Source organism: Rhodococcoides trifolii (assembly GCF_014635345.1).
Lineage (GTDB): Bacteria > Actinomycetota > Actinomycetes > Mycobacteriales > Mycobacteriaceae > Rhodococcoides > Rhodococcoides trifolii.
The window spans coordinates 492,649-510,083 of the sequence record NZ_BMCU01000002.1 but is presented as its reverse complement, the minus strand read 5'-3'; the positions used below and the strand labels follow the sequence as shown (position 1 = coordinate 510,083).

Here is a 17,435-nt window from a genome sequence, read left to right as displayed (position 1 = left end):
GCGAATCCGGGCAGGGTTAGTGTGTCAACCGTTCCATCTGCGCAAGTAACAGCATCATCGGAGGATCCCCGTGCGCGAGTTCAGCGTTCCCGCCCCGTTCGACATCGGCGACGACGAATCGGTCGTGGACACCGTCTACTCCCACGAATCCACGCGGCCCGACGTGATCGTCTTCCGCCGCAAGTCCGATTCCGGATGGGACGACGTGCGCGCAGCGGACTTCGCCGCTCAGGTGCGGGCGGTGGCCAAAGGCCTCGTGGCCGCCGGGGTGAAACAGGGCGATCGCATCGCGCTGATGTCCGCCACCCGGTACGAATGGGCGCTGATCGACTACGCCATCTGGTCGGCGGGAGCCGTCACCGTGCCGATCTACGAGACGTCCTCGGCAGGGCAGGTGCAGTGGATTCTCGAAGATTCCGGAGCAGTCGGAGCCGTCGTCGAGTCGGTTGCACATTCGAACATCCTCGCCGACATTCTTCCCGAGCTTCCCGGCGTGAAGCACGTCTACCAGATCGACACCTCGACCGAGAAGATCGGCGCCGTGGACGTTCTGACCGAATCGGGTTCCGCCGTCGCCGACTCCGAGATCGCCTCTCGCGTGGCTGGTTTGAAGGCGTCGGACCTGGCGACGTTCGTCTACACCTCGGGCACCACCGGTCGTCCGAAGGGCTGCCTTCTCACCCATTCGAACCTGATCGCCGAGTCCCGCGGTATCCGCGCCACCAGCTTCGGTGAGGTGCTCACCGAAGGACGACGCACGTTGATGTTCCTGCCGATGGCGCACGTGCTCGCACGCGCTGTGAGCATCGCGTCGTTCGATGCAGGGGCCACCCTCGCGCACACGGGCGACATCCCCAACCTCGTGCAGAGCTTCGGGTCGTTCGGTCCGGACTTCATCCTCTCCGTTCCCCGCGTGTTCGAGAAGGTCTACAACACCGCGCGCCAGAACGCGCACTCCGACGGCAAAGGAAAGATCTTCGACACGGCCGCCGACACCGCCGTCGCGTGGAGCGAAGCTCAGGACACCGGTGGGCCGTCGATTGTGCTCAAGGCCAAGCACACGGTGTTCGACAAGCTGGTCTACTCCAAGCTGCGCACGGCTCTCGGCGGCCGGTGCGAACTCGCGATTTCCGGTGGCGCTCCCCTCGGCGACCGACTTGCACACTTCTATCGCGGCATCGGTGTCACCATCTACGAGGGGTACGGACTCACCGAGACCACAGCAGCGGCGGCGGTGAACACCCGCAGCGAGCAGCGCATCGGAACCGTCGGAAAGCCGTTGCCCGGCAACGCTGTTCGCATTGCCGACGACGGTGAGATCCTGCTCTCGGGCGGGGTGGTGTTCGGTGGCTACTGGCACAACGACGAGGCCACCGCCGACTCGCTGACCGACGGGTGGTTCCACACCGGTGACCTCGGGGCGGTCGACGAGGACGGGTACATCTCGATCACCGGCCGCAAGAAAGAACTCATCGTGACTGCCGGCGGCAAGAACGTCGCCCCGGCCGCCCTCGAGGATCAGCTCCGTGCCAGCCCCCTGATCAGTCAGGCCATGGTGGTGGGCGACCAGAAGCCCTTCATCGGTGCCCTGATCACCATCGACACCGACGCCTTCCCCGGCTGGAAGAAGCGCAACGGAAAGGACGAGTCCGCGACCGTCGCCGACCTCACGGACGACCCCGACCTCATCGCGGAGATCGACTCCGCCGTCGCCGACGCCAACAAGTCCGTCTCGCACGCCGAGTCCATCAAGAAGTACCGAATCCTGCCCGTGGACTTCACCGAGGAGACCGGTGAGCTCACTCCGACCATGAAACTGAAGCGCAACGTCGTCAAGGAGACGTACGGGGACGACATCGAAGCCATCTACGCCAAGTAGCGTCAGCCGAGGTGGCGCCGGAGCCTCTGCGCGAGAGTGTCCCAGCGCCACTCGGTTTCGACGAAGCGTCGCCCGGCCGCACCCATTCGCACAGCTGCGTCACGATCGGAGAGAATCGTCACGACGGCGTCGACGATCTGCGCGACCGACGTCCCCTCGACGGTCAGACCCGTGGCGCCCACCCGCACGGTCTCCGGCGCACCGCCGGACAGCCCGGCGATCACCGGAACTCCGCACGCCGAGGCTTCGAGGTAGACGATGCCGAGCCCCTCGACGTCGAGACCGGCTCCGCGAGTTCTGCTCGGCATCGCGAAGACGTCGGCGATCGTGTGATGGGCCGCAAGCTCGGCGCTCGGTACCGATCCGGTGAAGATCACGTGCTCGGAGACCCCGCACTTGTGGGCCAGATTCCGGAGGGTGTCCGCATAGGGCCCTCCGCCGACGATCACGAGCACGGCCCCGTCGATCTTGTCGCGAGTCTGCGAGAGCGACCGAATGAGATAGTCCTGACCCTTTCTCGGCACGAGGCGGGACAGGCACAGGACAGTCGGCCGATCCCCCAGCCCGTATCGCGCCCGAAGCTCCTCGCGCGCAGCGGGATCGGGCCGGAAAACCGTACTGTCCACACCCGGCGGAACGTGTTCGAGCGCAGCGTCCGGACCGAATGCGGAGGAGAACCTTCCGCGGGTGTACTTGCTGACGTAGGTAATGACATCGGTGTGGGTGCCGATGTGCCGCAACGCCTGTCGAGCAGCGGGCAGCATCGACCACCCCACCTCGTGGCCGTGGGTCGACGCGACGATTCGGTTCGCACCCGCACGCCGCATCGCCGGCGCGAGCAGCGCGAGTGGCGCCGCCGCACCGAACCAGACCGTCTCGATGTCGTGAGCGCGAATCAGTTCGGCTGCGCGGTGCGCGACGAACGGCGTCGGCAGCATCAGGGTGGTGGGGTGTCGGCTCACCGAGAACGGTTGCGCCGCATCGAACTTCACGTGCGAGTCGCCACGCCACCGCGGTGCGTACACCACGAGGTCGTCCGCCGGGAGCAAGGACGCGAACGTGTGCAGGTAGGACTGGATGCCGCCCTGCCTCGGCGGGAAATCGTTCGTCAGAAGCAGAGTTCGACGCATCGCACCACCGTAACCGCTACGAGTTCGCGCGTTCGTTCACCCACGCGCCCCAGCCGTTCAGGAAATCGTCCGTGCCGACTCCCAGTGTCCGTCGCAGATTGGCGTCGAGCACGGTCGGGTTGGAAGGGCCCGCCGCCACCGCCCGGTACAGCGTGCGCAACATCGGTTCGCCGAACCTGTCGGCCACGTACGCGCTGACCGACCACGCCGATTCGTAGGCCGTCGCCCCGCGTGCGCCGCCCGCACCGAAGTCGGCGTCGATAGGGAGCACTCGCGGCGGGCCGGCGGCGCGAACGACCGCGGCCAGAGTCGGGGCCAATTCCGTGAACGAACGTCCACTCCCTCGGTAACCGGAATAGTCGGCGAAACCCTCCAACATCCACAGCGGTGCGGTGTCCACCGTCGCCACCCGCGCCGCGACGTGAGTCAGCTCGTGTCGAAGAACCGTACTGCGGGTGAAGTCGGTCAGCCGATCCTGCGCGCCGGGGCTGAAGACGACACGCTGCCCGGTCACGAGGCCCGACGTGACGGGATCGGAGACAGTGGTCGCGGCCGTGTCGGTGTTGCTCGTGGTGGTACCTGTCGTTGCCGCGAACTCGGCGTCCGAGCTGGCGACGACGACGACTGCGCGCCGGGACCAGCCGACGCCCCAGAAATCCGTCACAGCCGGAACGGCGGCCGCGGTCTCGGCGGCGAGCGCGTCGATCGTGGCGCGGCGGTCCTCGTGTCCCAAGACCAAGGACGTGGTGCCGGCGGTGTCGACCGATCGGACGACGACGGATCCGAAGTCCCACGGACCGCGCCAGGTGGTTCGGGTGCTGCCGGGAAGGGTCGAGTCGGACACCAGTTTCCAGTCGTCACCGCGGCGCGCGACGAGCAGCGCCACGGGTCGGCTGGTCGGGCCGATGTCGGCACCGGCGTAGGCGTAGCGCAGCACGACCGGAGGCGCCCATACGTCCGTGGCGCCGGCGATGGCATCGGCAGTCTCCGAGGGGACCGGCGTCTCGGTGGTGTCCGGGTCGATCCGGTACCCGAACTCGGCGAGCGGAACGCCGACGAGGTTCTGCGCTCGACGAATCTCGGCGTCGACGAATGCGGGGTCGGCGGACGAGTCGAAGAGCGAGCGCAGTGCGGCGACGTCATCGGATCGAACGGCTGTTCCCCACGCCTCGAGCAACCGGTCGAGTCCGTCGGTCCGCTCTTGTTCGAAAGTGGATGCGGACGTGGTCGGCGGGGCGGTGGGCACCGGTTCGGATCCGCAGCCGGCCAGACCGACCGTGCCGACGAGAACGAGCAGAGCCGCTCGCCACCGCGTCAGTAGCGTCGCGCTCCGTAGAACGGCCACCGCGCCATCGACTCGACCTTGACCGGGACACCGAACGTGGACGCGTGAATGACGTTTCCGTTGCCGACGTACATACCCACGTGCGTCGCACCGGGATAGAAGATCACGAGGTCACCGGGCTGAAGATCCTTTTGGTCCACCGGTGTTCCACCGGCGGCCTGGGCCTGACTGGATCGCGGCAGCGTGATGCCCACCTGCTTGTACGACCACACCATGAGCCCCGAGCAGTCGTACCCGTCGGGTCCCGTCGCACCCCACACGTAGGGCTTGCCTATCTGAGTGAACGCAGCCTGCAACGCTCCCATTCGAGAGCCGGGGGTGAGCGCGGACAGGATGGTCGCGGGATCGAATCCGGGTGGGTACGGCGTTCCGGCGAGCGCTGCCTTGTCCGCGCCGGTGAGAGCGCCGAACGCACTCATCACCTCGCCGATCTGGGTCTGAAGTTGGCTCTGCTTGTTCTGCAGGTCGTCGCTGACCGCCCTCGCCTGTTCTGCTGCCACCCGAGCTGCCTCGGCCGACTGCTGGGACGCGTCCTTCGCGGTCTGCGCCGCAGCGGTCGCCGACAGGAACACGTCGACCTTGTCCCGCGTCTCGCCGGAGATGACGTCCAGCGCAGACATCTGATCGAGCATCTGCTGAGGGGAGTTGCTGACCATCAGAGCGAACAGACGATTGGTGCGGGCACCCTGGTAGTTGGCCTGCGCAATCTTGTCGATGGTGGGCTGAACGGCATCGATCTGCGTTTGTGCGGCGTCGAGCGCAGCCTGGTTCTGCGCCAGCACCGCATTGGCCTGGTCACGTGCGGCCGTCTTGGCGTCCAGGTCGATCTGCGCGTTGTGCATCGCCTCGGTGGTCTCTTCGGACTGCCGAGACAACTCCGCCAGTTGCGACTGGGGATCCCCGGCCGGCACCGGGTCGGCACCGGCAACGGTGGAAGGACCCACGAGTAGCCCGATCGTGACGGCCGCCGTCACCGTGAGACGGCGCAGTGAACGCTGGTGGTCCGGGAACGACACGGTGGGTGTTTCTCCTGTTCTGGCAAAGCTGGGGAACGCGAGTGCGTGGGCCTCGAGCGTAAAGGTACTACCGAGTAGCTCCCCGTTACGACGAATGGAGGCAAACCAAAAGATTGGTTTGCCTCCATCTATCGAACTTCGAGTCGGTCACAGCATCAGGCGAAGCGGGTTGCCCCGTCGAACGGCATGGATGCGAGCGGCGCGATCTTGACCGGCACGCCGGACGTCGATGCGTGCACGACGTTGCCGTTGCCGATGTAGATGCCCGAGTGCGAGCCACCGTAGAACGACACGACGTCACCCGGCTGGAGGTTCGCCTGGGACACGGAGACACCGGCGGATGCCTGCTCGTAGCTGGTACGAGGGATCTGCAGTCCGGCCTGCTTGTACGCCCACTGCACGAGACCCGAGCAATCGAACGCGTTGGGCCCCGATGCGCCGTAGACGTACGGTGCACCGATCTTGCTCTCGGCTGCGTCGACGGCTTGCTGCGCGGCCGACGTGGCCGGCGCGGGAGCGGAGGGAAGTTGGGGAATGGCGGGGATCTGCGGCAGCGGCGGAAGCGCCTGCAGAACCTGGTCGGGAACATCGAAGGTGCCGATACCCGGAATGGTGACCGGGGCTGCGAACGCGGGGGCCGCGGGGATCGCGATGGCGCCGGTGGTGAGGGCTCCGGCTACGAGGACGCTGCGGACCGGCCGCGACATGCTCGATGGTTTGCGGTGTTTCGCCACGAGTGAGAAGTACTCCATTTCTTCCATTCGTCCGCCGACCGAGTTAGCTGACGGGTTCGGGCTGGGAAGATCAGCCCTACCCGTCGACGCCGGATTGCGGCTCGACGGGATTCACCCCAAATGAAACGGTGGGTTCCCGGTACGACCACCCGAATGGAGGTGGCCGATTAGGCGGTGACGCTGCGATGCGATCCCTGATGGAGCTGCATGACTTCGCAATGTCTCGGAAAGATTACGAAATGGCATCGCTGATGTCGAGTCCTGTCTGACAACGTGTCGCCGAAAGGTCACGAATCGGTCTACCCGGCGGCGTGTGCACCCCCTCCGGATCGGGGTTGGCCGGGCTGTGGCGGGGGTACCGGAAGGGCGGAGGTGACCAACCTCAGACGGGGCACGAGACCGCTCTCGGCGAGCACCGCCATCGCGTCCCGTTCCTCCTGCTCGAGGTTGATTCGAAGGTCCTCGTGACGGTCGAAATCCATCCCGCTCTCAGGCATGCCGGGCTCCCCCAGAAGCACCGTGACAACGCAGTCCCGGCATGCGTCGCCGCGCACCAAACATTCTCCGCAGTCCACGATCATGTGATCCTCGTCTCACTTGGGAATTCGTCCGGATCGTTACCCGAACTGCCGAGAACGTAACCGGCACCACCGACACGTTCGTTCGGCTCCTCGACCACCGGAGCACCGACGTTGTCGGTGCCCCCACCTACCGTCTCGTCTCGTGATCGCTCGACCCGCGTCCTCCGGACACCAGCTCGCGTTCGACGAGCTCGACCTCTCGTTGCGCAACACCACGTTCGTCGTGGTCGACCTCGAGACCACCGGCGGACGCCCGAACGAGGACGCGATCACGGAGATCGGCGCAGTGAAGATCCGAGGGGGCGAGATCCTCGGCGAGATGGCCACCCTCGTCGACCCCGGCCGCACGGTTCCCCCGTACATCGTCGAACTCACCGGGATCACGACGGCAATGCTGGTCGGCGCACCGCGGATCGAACGAGTTCTACCGAGCTTCATCGAGTTCGCCCGCGGATCGATCCTCGTCGCGCACAACGCACGGTTCGACGTCGGCTTCCTCAAGACCGCCGCCGCGCGGATGGACGTGTCGTGGCCACCCTTCCAGGTCTTGTGCACGGTGAAGCTGGCCAGACGCGTCCTGACCCGAGACGAGGCACCGTCGGTCAAGCTGTCGTCTCTCGCACTGCTGTTCGGTGTCGGCACCAGGCCCACTCACCGGGCTCTCGACGATGCGCGGGCAACCGTCGAGGTGTTGCACAACCTGATCGAACGCGTCGGAAACCAGGGGGTGCACAGCTATCCGGAACTGGTCGATTACCTGCCCGCGGTCTCCGCTGCACACCGCGCGAAACGGCACCTCGCGCACGGATTGCCGCACGCACCCGGGGTCTACCTGTTCCGGGGGCCGTCGGACGAAGTTCTCTACGTCGGGACCTCGGCCGATCTACACCGCCGAGTGCGCAACTACTTCACCGGTTCCGAGACACGTGGGCGCATGAAGGAGATGGTCGCGCTGGCCACCCGCGTGGACCACGTCGAGTGCGCACACGCGATCGAGGCGGGCGTTCGGGAATTGCGGCTTCTGGTCGCCCACGCCCCGCCGTACAACCGCCGGTCGAAGTTTCCCAAGCGTGGATGGTGGATCGCCCTCACCGCCGAGGCCTTCCCTCGGCTGTCGGTGGTCCGGACTCCGACAGCGCAGAGCCTCGGACCGTTCGCCGGACGCACCGCCGCAGTCGAGGTGGCGGCGCTCGTCGCCGAGACCTGCCGACTCCGAACGTGCACGCGCCGGATTGCTGCATCGAGACGACACGACGGATGCGCGGTCGAGTCGGTCGGTGGATGCGCTGCAGCGGCGGACGGGCCACAGGACGCCGAGACGTACGCCCCCGTCGCGCAGAAATTCCGAGACCTCTCCGACGGGATCAGTTCGTCCGTGATCGACGAACTGCTCGCGCGGATCGACGCGCTCGCCGAGGTGGAACTGTTCGAGACGGCCGCCCGCCTGCGTGACCGCACCGAAGCACTCGTCACCGCCCTGCGTCGGATGCAACGGCTCGGGTCCCTCGCACGGATCGAGCAGTTCGTGGCCGCGCGACCTGCACCTGCCGGGGGGTGGGAGTTCGTCGTCGTCCGATACGGCCGCCTGGCCTCCGCGGGAGTCGCTCGACGCGGCGTGCCCCCGATGCCCGTCGTCGCCGCGCTCGTTGCTGCGGCCGAGACCGTCTCGCCGGACGACACCCCGTTGCGCGGCGGATCGCCCGAGGAGATCGCGCTGGTCGCACGGTGGCTCGAGTCCGACGGCGTTCGCGTCGTCAGCGCCACCGAGGGCTACTGCGAGCCGGCCAATGGCGCGGGCCGATACGCGCGATGGTGCCGTGCGGTCCGAGACATCTCCCGTCGGGAACGTGACAACTAGGGTGAGTGCATGATCACCGCCATCGTTCTCATCCACGCCGAGGTGCACCGCATACCGGAGACGGCGCGCGCCGTGGCGGACGTGGCCGGCGTCGCCGAGGTCTACTCGTGCGCGGGCGACGTGGACCTGATAGCCATCGTCAAAGTTCGCGACCACGCTCAGATCGCCGACGTCGTCACCGAACACGTCAACCGCGTCGAGGGGGTCGTACGCACCGACACGCACATTGCGTTCAAGTCGTACGCGAGTGCCGACGTCGACGCCGGGTTCTCGATCGGCGAGTGAACCGCTAGAGCGTGTGAGTCAGAGCGGCCCACTCGCTCAGCAGGCGCTCGGCTGCTCCGGAGTCCACCGCAACGGCAGCTGCCGCTATGCCGTCGCGGAGCGCCCCGTTCAGGTCCCCGTTCACACCGCGGAACGCCGCGATCGCGGCCCCTGCGTTCAGAAGGACTGCATCTCGTACCGCTCCCGGTTCTCCGGAGAACGTCCGGCGCGCGATGGCAGCGTTGGTCTCGGCGTCTCCTCCGCGCAACGCGTCGAGCGGGACGCGCGCGATGCCGAGATCGCGAGGATCGAGCCGTGACAGGGTCACCGACCCGTTCTCGACGACGTAGACGTGCGACGTACTCGACGTCGTGATCTCGTCCAGACCGTCGTCACCCCGCACGACCAACACCGAATTACCGCGTGCTGCAAACACTCCCGCAATCACCTCGATCAGCTCTGGGAAGGCGCACCCCACCAGACCCGCGCGTGGACGAGCAGGATTGGTGAGCGGTCCCAGCACGTTGAAGACCGTGGGAATGCCGATCTCCTTGCGCGGCGCCCCCGCGAAACGGAGCGCGGGATGGAACACCGGTGCGAAACAGAAGCCGATTCCCAGGGCGGCAACGCTGGCCGCCACTTGCTGCGGACCGAGATCTATTCGCACGCCCAGCTTTTCGAGCACGTCGGCGCCACCGCTCTTCGACGACGCGGCTCGGTTGCCGTGCTTGACCACACGAATACCGCTGGCTGCCACCACAATCGACGACATGGTCGAGATGTTCACCGTGTGCGACCGATCACCTCCGGTACCCACGATGTCCACCACATCCGCGTCGACCGGAACGGCGACCGCATGGGACAGCATCGAGTCCGCCAGCCCGGTCAGCTCCCCCGAGGTCGGGCCCTTCATCTTGAGAGCGACGCCGAAGGCCGCGATCTGCGCGGGCGTCGCGTTGTCGCTCATGATCTCGTCCATCGCCCACGCGGCGTCGTCGGGCGTGAGATCACGCCCTCCGGTGAGTTCGCCGAGCACGTACGGCCATGCGCGAGGAGCGTTCATGGGATGCGAGCCTAGTGGTCCACACCGCGCGCGATCGCGGCTACTGCTCGCCGGTCACAGCCGGTTGCAGCGCGTCCCATCCGGACACCGTACCGCCGCGCCGCTGAGCCAGACCCGCCATGCGTGAACGCTCCTGAGAACAGTGCAGCGCGTCGAGAACCTGGACGCGTTGGAGCACCAGAGGGCGTCCGTCCTCGACCGGAGCCGACGTCGACGACAACTCAGCTGGTGGCGGACCCGACTCGGGCGTGCTGTACCCGTCCTGGGCGGCCACGGCGATGGCGTCGTCGATCGTGTCGGCGGGCAGGACGAGGTGATGGCGCAGAACGACCTGATCGTCCCTCGCCCACGTCGGATCGGTCCCCTCCGCGCGGTCGAGGGTCGTGCTGGCGGCCTCGGCGTCGTCGAAGCACGACGCAACGACGACGAGGTCGGTGCGGGCCGGGTCCAGAGCCGACGCCGAACCCTTCCCGAACAGCCGACGCCACCAACGATCCTTGCCTGCGACAGCCATGGCTCCAGCCTGCCAGAAGGGCAATCGAGTACTGCTTCGTTTCCCGGTCGAACCGGTCGACGACGTTCCTGTCCCGACACGACGCGCCACTGCCGGACCCGGATATGCCATCCGTACTACGACGGGTCATACTTCATTCTGTGACGAGCGCAGTAGGGACTTCGGGATCCGCCATCACCCAACGCGTGCACTCGCTGAACAGACCCAACATGGTCAGCGTGGGCACCATCGTGTGGCTGTCCAGTGAGCTGATGTTCTTTGCCGGCCTGTTCGCGATGTATTTCGTCGCGAGGGCGCAGGCAGCGGGGAACTGGCCGCCGGAGCCGACGGAGCTCAACCTCGCGCTCGCGGTGCCCGTGACGGCCGTGCTGATCGCGTCGTCGTTCACCTGCCAGCTCGGCGTGTTCGCCGCGGAGCGTGGCGACGTGTTCGGCCTTCGCCGCTGGTACGTCCTCACCCTCATCATGGGCGCGTTCTTCGTCGCCGGTCAGGGCTACGAGTACTACCACTTGGTGCACGAGGGCACGACGCTCTCGAGCAGCGTCTACGGCTCGGTGTTCTACATCACGACCGGTTTCCACGGCCTCCACGTCATCGGCGGCCTCATCGCCTTCGTGTTCCTGATCACTCGAACTCTGGTCAGCAAGTTCACGCCGGCGCAGGCAACGGCAGCGATCGTGGTGTCCTACTACTGGCACTTCGTCGACATCGTCTGGATCGCCCTGTTCGCGACGATCTACTTCATCCGTTAGGTCAGCACCACCGCTTCACCCGCACAGCCCGATGGCGTCGAATTCTTCACAGACCGGAAACAGCTCGATCCGGCGCCACCGCACCGAAGCCGAAGACACGACAAGGGATACAGATGAGTTCAGCTCCCCCCTCAGCACCCGGCGATGACAGCGTGGCCGGTGGCACCGACGCTGTCGCCGCGACGCAGGTCCGGCGTAAGCGCAAGGCCAAGCGTCGCGTCAGCGGTGCGCTCGTTCTCCTGATGGGTCTGGTCGGCGCAGGTTTCCTCGCCGCCGCCCTCACCCCCGATGCACAGGTCGCCACTGCGCAGGAAGACTCCGCGGCACTCGTGCGCGAGGGTCAGCAGATCTACGACACGTCCTGCGTCACGTGCCACGGCGCGAACCTCCAGGGTGTGGCCGATCGCGGCCCGAGCCTCATCGGCGTCGGCGAGGCAGCGGTGTACTTCCAGGTGTCGTCCGGACGTATGCCCATGGCCAAGAACGAAGCGCAGGCCATGCGCAAGCCCCCCAAGTACAACGAAGCACAGGTCGACGCACTCGGTGCGTACATCCAGGCCAACGGCGGCGGACCCACGGTGGTCCGCAACGAGAACGGCGAGATCGCCCAGGAATCCCTCGTCGGCGGCGACGTCGCACGTGGTAGCGAGTTGTTCCGTCTCAACTGCGCGTCCTGCCACAACTTCACGGGCCGTGGTGGCGCGCTGTCGGGTGGCAAGTTCGCTCCGAACTTGGATCCCGCGAACGAGCAGCAGATCTACCAGGCCATGGTCACCGGCCCCCAGAACATGCCGAAGTTCTCCGACAGGCAACTCACGCCCGAAGAGAAGGAAGACATCATCGCGTACGTGAAGTCGTCGTCCGACACAGCGCCTCAGGGTGGATACGGCCTCGGCGGGTTCGGACCGAGCACCGAGGCTCTCGCCATCTGGATCGTCGGCATCGGCGCAGTCATCGCCGCAGCAATTTGGATCGGAGCCAGGTCATGAGCGACGAAAAAGGCAAGGACGACGGCGCAACCGCCCTCGACTCCACCGATCGCGGAATGATGGACACCACGCGCACGTATTCCGACGAAGAGCTCGCCGGCATGAGCCGCGACGAACTCGTCAAGCTCGGAACCAACCTCGACGGCGTGGACGTCGCGTTTCGTCGTCACCGCTGGCCCGTGCCGGGTACCAAGGCCGAGAAGCGCGCCGAGCGCAACGTCGCGGCGTGGGTCTTTCTCGCCGGTATCTCCGCTGTCGCCTTCATTGCCATCTATCTGTTCTGGCCGTGGCAGTACGCCGGCATCGGCGACGAGAACTACGGGCTCTACAGCCTGTACACACCGCTGATCGGCCTGACCATGGGTCTGGCGATCCTCGGTGTCGGTGTCGCGGCCGTGCAGTTCACCAAGAAGTTCATTCCCGAAGAGGTGTCCATTCAGGATCGCCACGACGGTGGCTCGAGTGTCACGGATCAGAAGACCTTGGTCGCCGAGCTCGGCGATTCCTTCGACACCTCCACTCTCGGTCGCCGCAAACTGATCAAGCGCAGCTTGTTCTTCGGCGGCGGCGCCCTCGGAATCATGGCGATCATGCCTCTCGGCGGCCTGATCAAGAACCCGTGGGCCGATGGAGATGATTCTTCTCTCTGGGTATCGGACTGGACTCCGAAGTATCCTGGAGAGACGATCTACCTTCGGCGCTACACCGGTCGAGCAGAAGACATCGTGCTGGTGCGTCCCGAGGACATGGACGCAGGTGCAATGGAGACTGTTTTCCCCTTCCGCGAGGAAGATCGTGGTGACGAGGAAGCTCTGAACCACTCTCTCAAAGGGATCCGAAACGCCGTCATGCTCATCCGCTTGCGCACCGAAGACGCCGACCGCGTCATCAAGCGCAAGGGTCAGGAGAGCTTCAATTACGGCGACTACTTCGCGTACTCGAAGATCTGCACGCACCTCGGCTGCCCGACATCGTTGTACGAGCAGCAGACAAACCGCATCCTCTGCCCCTGCCACCAGTCGCAGTTCGATGCACTCGAATACGCCAAGCCGGTGTTCGGCCCCGCCGCACGCGCTCTCCCCCAGCTCCCGATATCTGTAAACACGGACGGATATCTCGTGGCAACCAGCGACTTCCTCGAACCCCTCGGCCCCGCTTTCTGGGAGCGGCCTGACGGCGTTCACACTTCCGGTTAGCAGGAGGGAACTTCAATGAGTCCATCCATCGCGACTCTCGCGGCCAAGCAGGCCGAAGGAGTCGATTCGAGATATCACCTGTCGCCGGGTATGCGTCGACAGATCAACAAGGTCTTCCCGACGCACTGGTCCTTCCTTCTGGGCGAGATCGCGCTGTACAGCTTCGTCATCCTTCTCATCTCGGGTGTGTACCTGACGCTGTTCTTCGATCCGTCGATGGCAGAAGTCACCTACAACGGTGTCTACGGTCCGCTCCGTGGCGTCGAGATGTCGCGGGCGTACGAGACCGCACTGAACCTGTCCTTCGAGGTGCGCGGCGGGCTGTTCGTTCGACAGATCCACCACTGGGCAGCACTGCTGTTCGCGTGCTCGATCATCGTGCACATGTTCCGCATCTTCTTCACCGGAGCATTCCGTCGTCCCCGTGAGGCCAACTGGGTCATCGGTTCGCTGATCCTCATCCTGGCGATGTTCGAAGGCTTCTTCGGCTACTCGCTCCCCGACGACCTGCTTTCGGGAACCGGCCTCCGCGCCGCCTTCTCCGGCATCACGCTGAGCATCCCGGTCATCGGATCCTGGATGCACTGGTTGATCTTCGACGGCGACTTCCCGGGCACGATCATCATTCCGCGCCTGTACGTGGCTCACGTTCTGCTGCTGCCGGGCATCATTCTCGCCCTCATCGCGGCTCACCTGGCCCTCGTCTGGTACCAGAAGCACACGCAGTTCCCCGGCCCCGGTCGCACCGAGAAGAACGTCGTCGGCGTTCGCATTCTCCCAGTGTTCGCGGTCAAGTCCGGCGCGTTCTTTGCCATGACCTTCGGTGTCCTCGCCGTCATGGGCGGCGTTCTGCAGATCAACCCGGTGTGGGCCCTCGGCCCGTACAACCCGGCACAGGTCTCCGCAGGTTCGCAGCCCGACTTCTACATGATGTGGACGGACGGCCTCGCTCGCCTGTGGCCCGCGTGGGAGCTCTACATCGGCAACTACATGATCCCCGCCGTGTTCGCGGTGGCGCTGATCATGGGCCTGGTCTTCACGATCATGATCGCCTACCCGTGGATCGAGAAGCGCTTCACCAAGGACGACGCACACCACAACCTGCTGCAGCGTCCGCGTGACGTGCCGGTTCGCACCGGACTCGGCGCAATGGCGATCGCGTTCTACGTGGTCCTGACGCTCTCCTGCGTCAACGACATCATCGCGTACAAGTTCGACATCTCCCTGAACGCGATGACGTGGATCGGTCGTATCGGATTGCTCATCGCTCCCCCGATCGCCTACTTCCTCGCCTACCGGTTCTGCATCGGCCTGCAGCGCAGCGACCGTCAGGTGCTCGAACACGGTATCGAGACCGGCGTGATCAAGCGTCTGCCCACCGGTGCGTTCGTCGAGATCCACCAGCCGCTCGGACCGGTCGACGACCACGGCCACCCGATCCCGCTCGAGTACCAGGGTGCCGCCGTCCCGAAGAAGATGAACAAGCTCGGATCGGCCGGCAAGCCAGGTTCCGGCAGCATCTTCACCCCGGACCCGATCGAGGAGAGCCGAGCGCACGAGCAGGCGCTGCACAAGGGCGAGCACGACCAGCTCACGATGCTGCGGGCAATTCAGACCAAGACCTTGGCCACCAATGGCAACGGCAACGGTTCGAACGGCCACAGCAACGGGAACGGTTCGTCCAACGGGCACAGCAACGGCTCGAACGGCAACGGTTCGAACGGCAACGGCTCGAACGGCGACAGTCACTGATCGCTTCGCACAACAGCTGAAAGGGCGTCACCCTCGCGGGTGGCGCCCTTTTTGCTGCCCGGAGGCCTGCCCTCCCCTCCCCCACCGATGGAGCAGATCGCGCGAACGCATGAGTTCAGCCAACATCCTCGCGCCGGCGTACGAGCAGATTCGGACCGTCCGTGACGGTGGAGTCGAGCCAGGCAGCGGCGACGTTGCACCTGCCCTGATGAGTGCTGAGGCGCACGAGGAGTAAGTCCGGGGGACGCAGGCCCCACTCTGTGCCTCCAGGCGACTCAGGGCGCCCCACACCGTCCGACCGATTGAGGGTGACCCTCGGTCGGTCCGAGCTGAGGTAGGGGGCCGACGCCCGGGCGCCGCTGTGCTGTCAGCCGCACACAGCGTATCCGCGCTTTCAATACGTATCCGCGCTGGAAACTTTCAGCGCGGATTCACAATCGCAGCGCAGATAGAGCTGGGCCCCGCAAATATGGGCCAGGCCTCCGTTTAGCGCCACCCTGCGGAAGGAACGCACACATACAGACTCAGGGCGCCCCTCACACCGTCAGACCGACTGATTGTGCCCCTCAGTCGCTTGTGCAGGCAGGAAGCCGGACACGGGCAAACTTTTCCGCGCGCTCGGTTGACATCCGCGCTGGATACTTTCAGCGCGGATACGCAATTGCAGCGCGGATAGGGCTGGGTCTCGCAAGTGGGGCCGTACCCCGCAAATAAGGGCTATGCCCAGCAATTAGTACCGCCGCCCCCTACACCCCCCGGACTCAGGGCGCCCCTCACACCGTCAGATCGACCAGGGGTGCCCTTCAGTCCTCCGACCGAACCACAACCCGCCCCGCACAGCACAACGGGCCGCACCCCCCTGAGGGATGCGGCCCGTGGCCAAGAACGGATCTAGTGCTTCTCGGGCCCGACGTGGTATTCGAACACCAAGCCGGCCGCTGCGGCGATGATTCCGACCGCGCCCAGTGCCAGCATCCACGGCTCGAAGAATGCGAAGGCCAAGGCCATGAACGCAGCTGCACCGGCCAGGATGATCGGCCAGAAGCTTCCGGGGCTGAAGAAGCCCAAGTCGCCCGCGCCGTCGGCGATCTCGGCGTCGTCGTAGTCCTCGGGGCGAGTGTCGAGTCGACGGGCCACGAAGCGGAAGTACGTGCCGATGATCAGTGTGAGACCAGCGGTCAACACGATCGCCGTCAGACCGGCCCACTCGATTCCGGTACGTGAGAAGCCCGTGAAGACGCCGTACAGGATGCCGGTGAGGATGAAGAACACCGTGAGGATCTCGAAGAGTTTCGCTTCGATCTTCATGTCAGTTTCCTTCCGCCACGGTCGCCGACTTCACGGTGCGCTGCGTCTCGAACGGAACCGTCGTGGTCGAGACCGGAGACTGTCCGATGGACGCAAGCGCCTGCGCGTTGGTGGACCCGCTTTCGCGTGCTGCGAAGTACGTCTCGAAGTCCTGCTCGCTCACGGCGCGCACTTCGAAGTTCATCATCGAGTGGTAGGTGCCGCACATCTCGGCGCAACGCCCGACGAACGCGCCTTCCTTCTCGATCTCGCTGATCTGGAAGACGTTGTCCGAGTGGTTCGCCTTCGGGTTCGGCATGACGTCGCGCTTGAAGAGGAACTCCGGGACCCAGAACGCGTGGATGACGTCCGAGGAAGCCATCTGGAATTCGATGCGCTTGCCGACCGGGAGGACGAGGACGGGGATTTCGTTGCTCGATCCGACGGTCTCGACCTTGTCGTACTGCAGGTATGAGAGGTCGGACTCTTCGCGACCGAACACCGGTCCAGGCTCTTCGCCTTCGGGGGTGCTGCCCTGCGCCTCGGCAGCGGCTTCCTTCTCTTCGTCGATGCCGCTGTACTTCTGAGACCCGTTCTGGAGGTCGATCGTCCGATAGCCGAACTTCCAGTTCCACTGGTAGGCCGTGATGTCGACGACGACGTTCGGGTTGTCCTGCTTGTCGTTGACGAAGTTCTGCACGACGACGGTGAAGTAGAAGAGGACGGCGATGATGACGAACGGCACGGCCGTGTAAAACAGCTCGAGCGGAACGTTGTACGCGGTCTGGCGCGGGAACTCCGGCGAGTCCTTCTTCTTGCGGTGGAACATCACCGTCCAGAAGGTCAGACCCCAGACGATCACGCCCATGATGAGTGCAGCGATAACCGACCACGTCCACAACTCGCGCATGCGAGTGGCCTGCGGGGTCACGCCCGACGGCCACCCGAAACGCAGAACGCTGTTGTCGATGCCGCAGCCCGACAACATCAGTGCGGCCATGCCGAGTGAGACGACCAGACCGGCCCGCCTCACGATTCGACTGCCGGATCCAACACTTTGCGTCACGTTCACGCC

The 17,435-nt window shown here is 65.4% G+C and carries 17 protein-coding genes and 1 riboswitch; of the genes, 8 read left to right on the top strand and 9 right to left on the bottom strand.

Translation table 11 applies throughout. From position 1 onward, the window contains the following. The first annotated feature begins 70 nt into the window (after positions 1-70). On the top strand, positions 71-1,879 hold the full coding sequence (locus IEW02_RS09575) for an AMP-dependent synthetase/ligase (protein WP_188544572.1): 1,809 nt from the start codon (positions 71-73) through the stop codon (positions 1,877-1,879). Between the two features lie 2 nt (positions 1,880-1,881). On the opposite strand, the gene IEW02_RS09570 is transcribed toward IEW02_RS09575, so the two are convergent. From IEW02_RS09570 to IEW02_RS09550, 5 genes are all read right to left on the bottom strand, one after another. Beyond that, complete coding sequence (locus IEW02_RS09570; RefSeq protein ID WP_188544571.1) at positions 1,882-3,009, bottom strand: glycosyltransferase family 4 protein; 1,128 nt, start codon at positions 3,007-3,009, stop codon at positions 1,882-1,884. A 16-nt stretch (positions 3,010-3,025) separates the two neighbouring features. Next, positions 3,026-4,354 carry a hypothetical protein gene (locus IEW02_RS09565; protein WP_188544570.1) on the bottom strand — a complete coding sequence of 443 codons (1,329 nt, stop codon included), beginning with the start codon at positions 4,352-4,354 and terminating at the stop codon, positions 3,026-3,028. After that, positions 4,324-5,370 (bottom strand): C40 family peptidase, encoded by a 1,047-nt coding sequence (locus IEW02_RS09560; protein WP_188544569.1) that lies wholly within the window; start codon positions 5,368-5,370, stop codon positions 4,324-4,326. Before IEW02_RS09560 ends, IEW02_RS09565 begins: the two co-directional genes overlap by 31 nt. Before the next feature lie 155 nt (positions 5,371-5,525). Further along, positions 5,526-6,077 carry a C40 family peptidase gene (locus tag IEW02_RS09555; RefSeq protein ID WP_229745912.1) on the bottom strand — a complete coding sequence of 184 codons (552 nt, stop codon included), beginning with the start codon at positions 6,075-6,077 and terminating at the stop codon, positions 5,526-5,528. 43 nt (positions 6,078-6,120) lie between these two features. Continuing rightward, positions 6,121-6,288, bottom strand: a riboswitch (cyclic di-AMP (ydaO/yuaA leader). Positions 6,289-6,403: 115 nt separating this feature from the next. After that, the gene (locus tag IEW02_RS09550; RefSeq protein WP_371829927.1) at positions 6,404-6,601 is read right to left on the bottom strand and encodes a hypothetical protein; all 198 of its coding nucleotides are present in this window, start codon (positions 6,599-6,601) and stop codon (positions 6,404-6,406) included. Positions 6,602-6,827: 226 nt separating this feature from the next. Here IEW02_RS09550 and IEW02_RS09545 point away from each other — a divergent pair, with 226 nt between their 5' ends. Continuing rightward, a complete protein-coding gene (locus IEW02_RS09545) occupies positions 6,828-8,543 on the top strand; it encodes a DEDD exonuclease domain-containing protein (RefSeq protein ID WP_188544566.1) in 1,716 nt (571 codons plus the stop codon). A gap of 9 nt (positions 8,544-8,552) precedes the next feature. Next, on the top strand, positions 8,553-8,828 hold the full coding sequence (locus tag IEW02_RS09540) for an Lrp/AsnC family transcriptional regulator (protein WP_188544565.1): 276 nt from the start codon (positions 8,553-8,555) through the stop codon (positions 8,826-8,828). 4 nt (positions 8,829-8,832) lie between these two features. On the opposite strand, the gene trpD is transcribed toward IEW02_RS09540, so the two are convergent. Both trpD and IEW02_RS09530 read right to left on the bottom strand, forming a co-directional pair. Further along, positions 8,833-9,870, bottom strand: a complete 1,038-nt coding sequence (gene trpD, locus IEW02_RS09535; RefSeq protein WP_188544564.1) for an anthranilate phosphoribosyltransferase — start codon at positions 9,868-9,870, stop codon at positions 8,833-8,835. 40 nt (positions 9,871-9,910) lie between these two features. Beyond that, the gene (locus IEW02_RS09530) at positions 9,911-10,384 is read right to left on the bottom strand and encodes a hypothetical protein (RefSeq protein ID WP_188544563.1); all 474 of its coding nucleotides are present in this window, start codon (positions 10,382-10,384) and stop codon (positions 9,911-9,913) included. 140 nt (positions 10,385-10,524) lie between these two features. Between IEW02_RS09530 and ctaE the strand changes: the two genes are divergently transcribed. From ctaE to IEW02_RS25345, 5 genes are all read left to right on the top strand, one after another. Next, positions 10,525-11,136: an aa3-type cytochrome oxidase subunit III gene (gene ctaE, locus IEW02_RS09525; RefSeq protein ID WP_188544562.1), complete on the top strand. Its 612-nt coding sequence runs from the start codon at positions 10,525-10,527 to the stop codon at positions 11,134-11,136. A gap of 113 nt (positions 11,137-11,249) precedes the next feature. After that, complete coding sequence (gene qcrC, locus IEW02_RS09520; protein WP_188544561.1) at positions 11,250-12,125, top strand: cytochrome bc1 complex diheme cytochrome c subunit; 876 nt, start codon at positions 11,250-11,252, stop codon at positions 12,123-12,125. Between the two features lie 56 nt (positions 12,126-12,181). Next, positions 12,182-13,321 carry a cytochrome bc1 complex Rieske iron-sulfur subunit gene (qcrA, locus tag IEW02_RS09515; RefSeq protein ID WP_188545255.1) on the top strand — a complete coding sequence of 380 codons (1,140 nt, stop codon included), beginning with the start codon at positions 12,182-12,184 and terminating at the stop codon, positions 13,319-13,321. A gap of 15 nt (positions 13,322-13,336) precedes the next feature. Then, positions 13,337-15,073 carry a cytochrome bc1 complex cytochrome b subunit gene (gene qcrB / locus IEW02_RS09510; RefSeq protein WP_188544560.1) on the top strand — a complete coding sequence of 579 codons (1,737 nt, stop codon included), beginning with the start codon at positions 13,337-13,339 and terminating at the stop codon, positions 15,071-15,073. Between the two features lie 109 nt (positions 15,074-15,182). Next, the gene (locus tag IEW02_RS25345; RefSeq protein WP_268236719.1) at positions 15,183-15,308 is read left to right on the top strand and encodes a hypothetical protein; all 126 of its coding nucleotides are present in this window, start codon (positions 15,183-15,185) and stop codon (positions 15,306-15,308) included. Between the two features lie 656 nt (positions 15,309-15,964). Here the strand turns inward: IEW02_RS25345 and IEW02_RS09505 are convergent. Then, on the bottom strand, positions 15,965-16,381 hold the full coding sequence (locus IEW02_RS09505; RefSeq protein ID WP_188544559.1) for a cytochrome c oxidase subunit 4: 417 nt from the start codon (positions 16,379-16,381) through the stop codon (positions 15,965-15,967). Position 16,382: 1 nt separating this feature from the next. Continuing rightward, positions 16,383-17,426 carry an aa3-type cytochrome oxidase subunit II gene (ctaC, locus tag IEW02_RS09500; protein WP_442978696.1) on the bottom strand — a complete coding sequence of 348 codons (1,044 nt, stop codon included), beginning with the start codon at positions 17,424-17,426 and terminating at the stop codon, positions 16,383-16,385. Between the last annotated feature and the right edge of the window lie 9 nt (positions 17,427-17,435).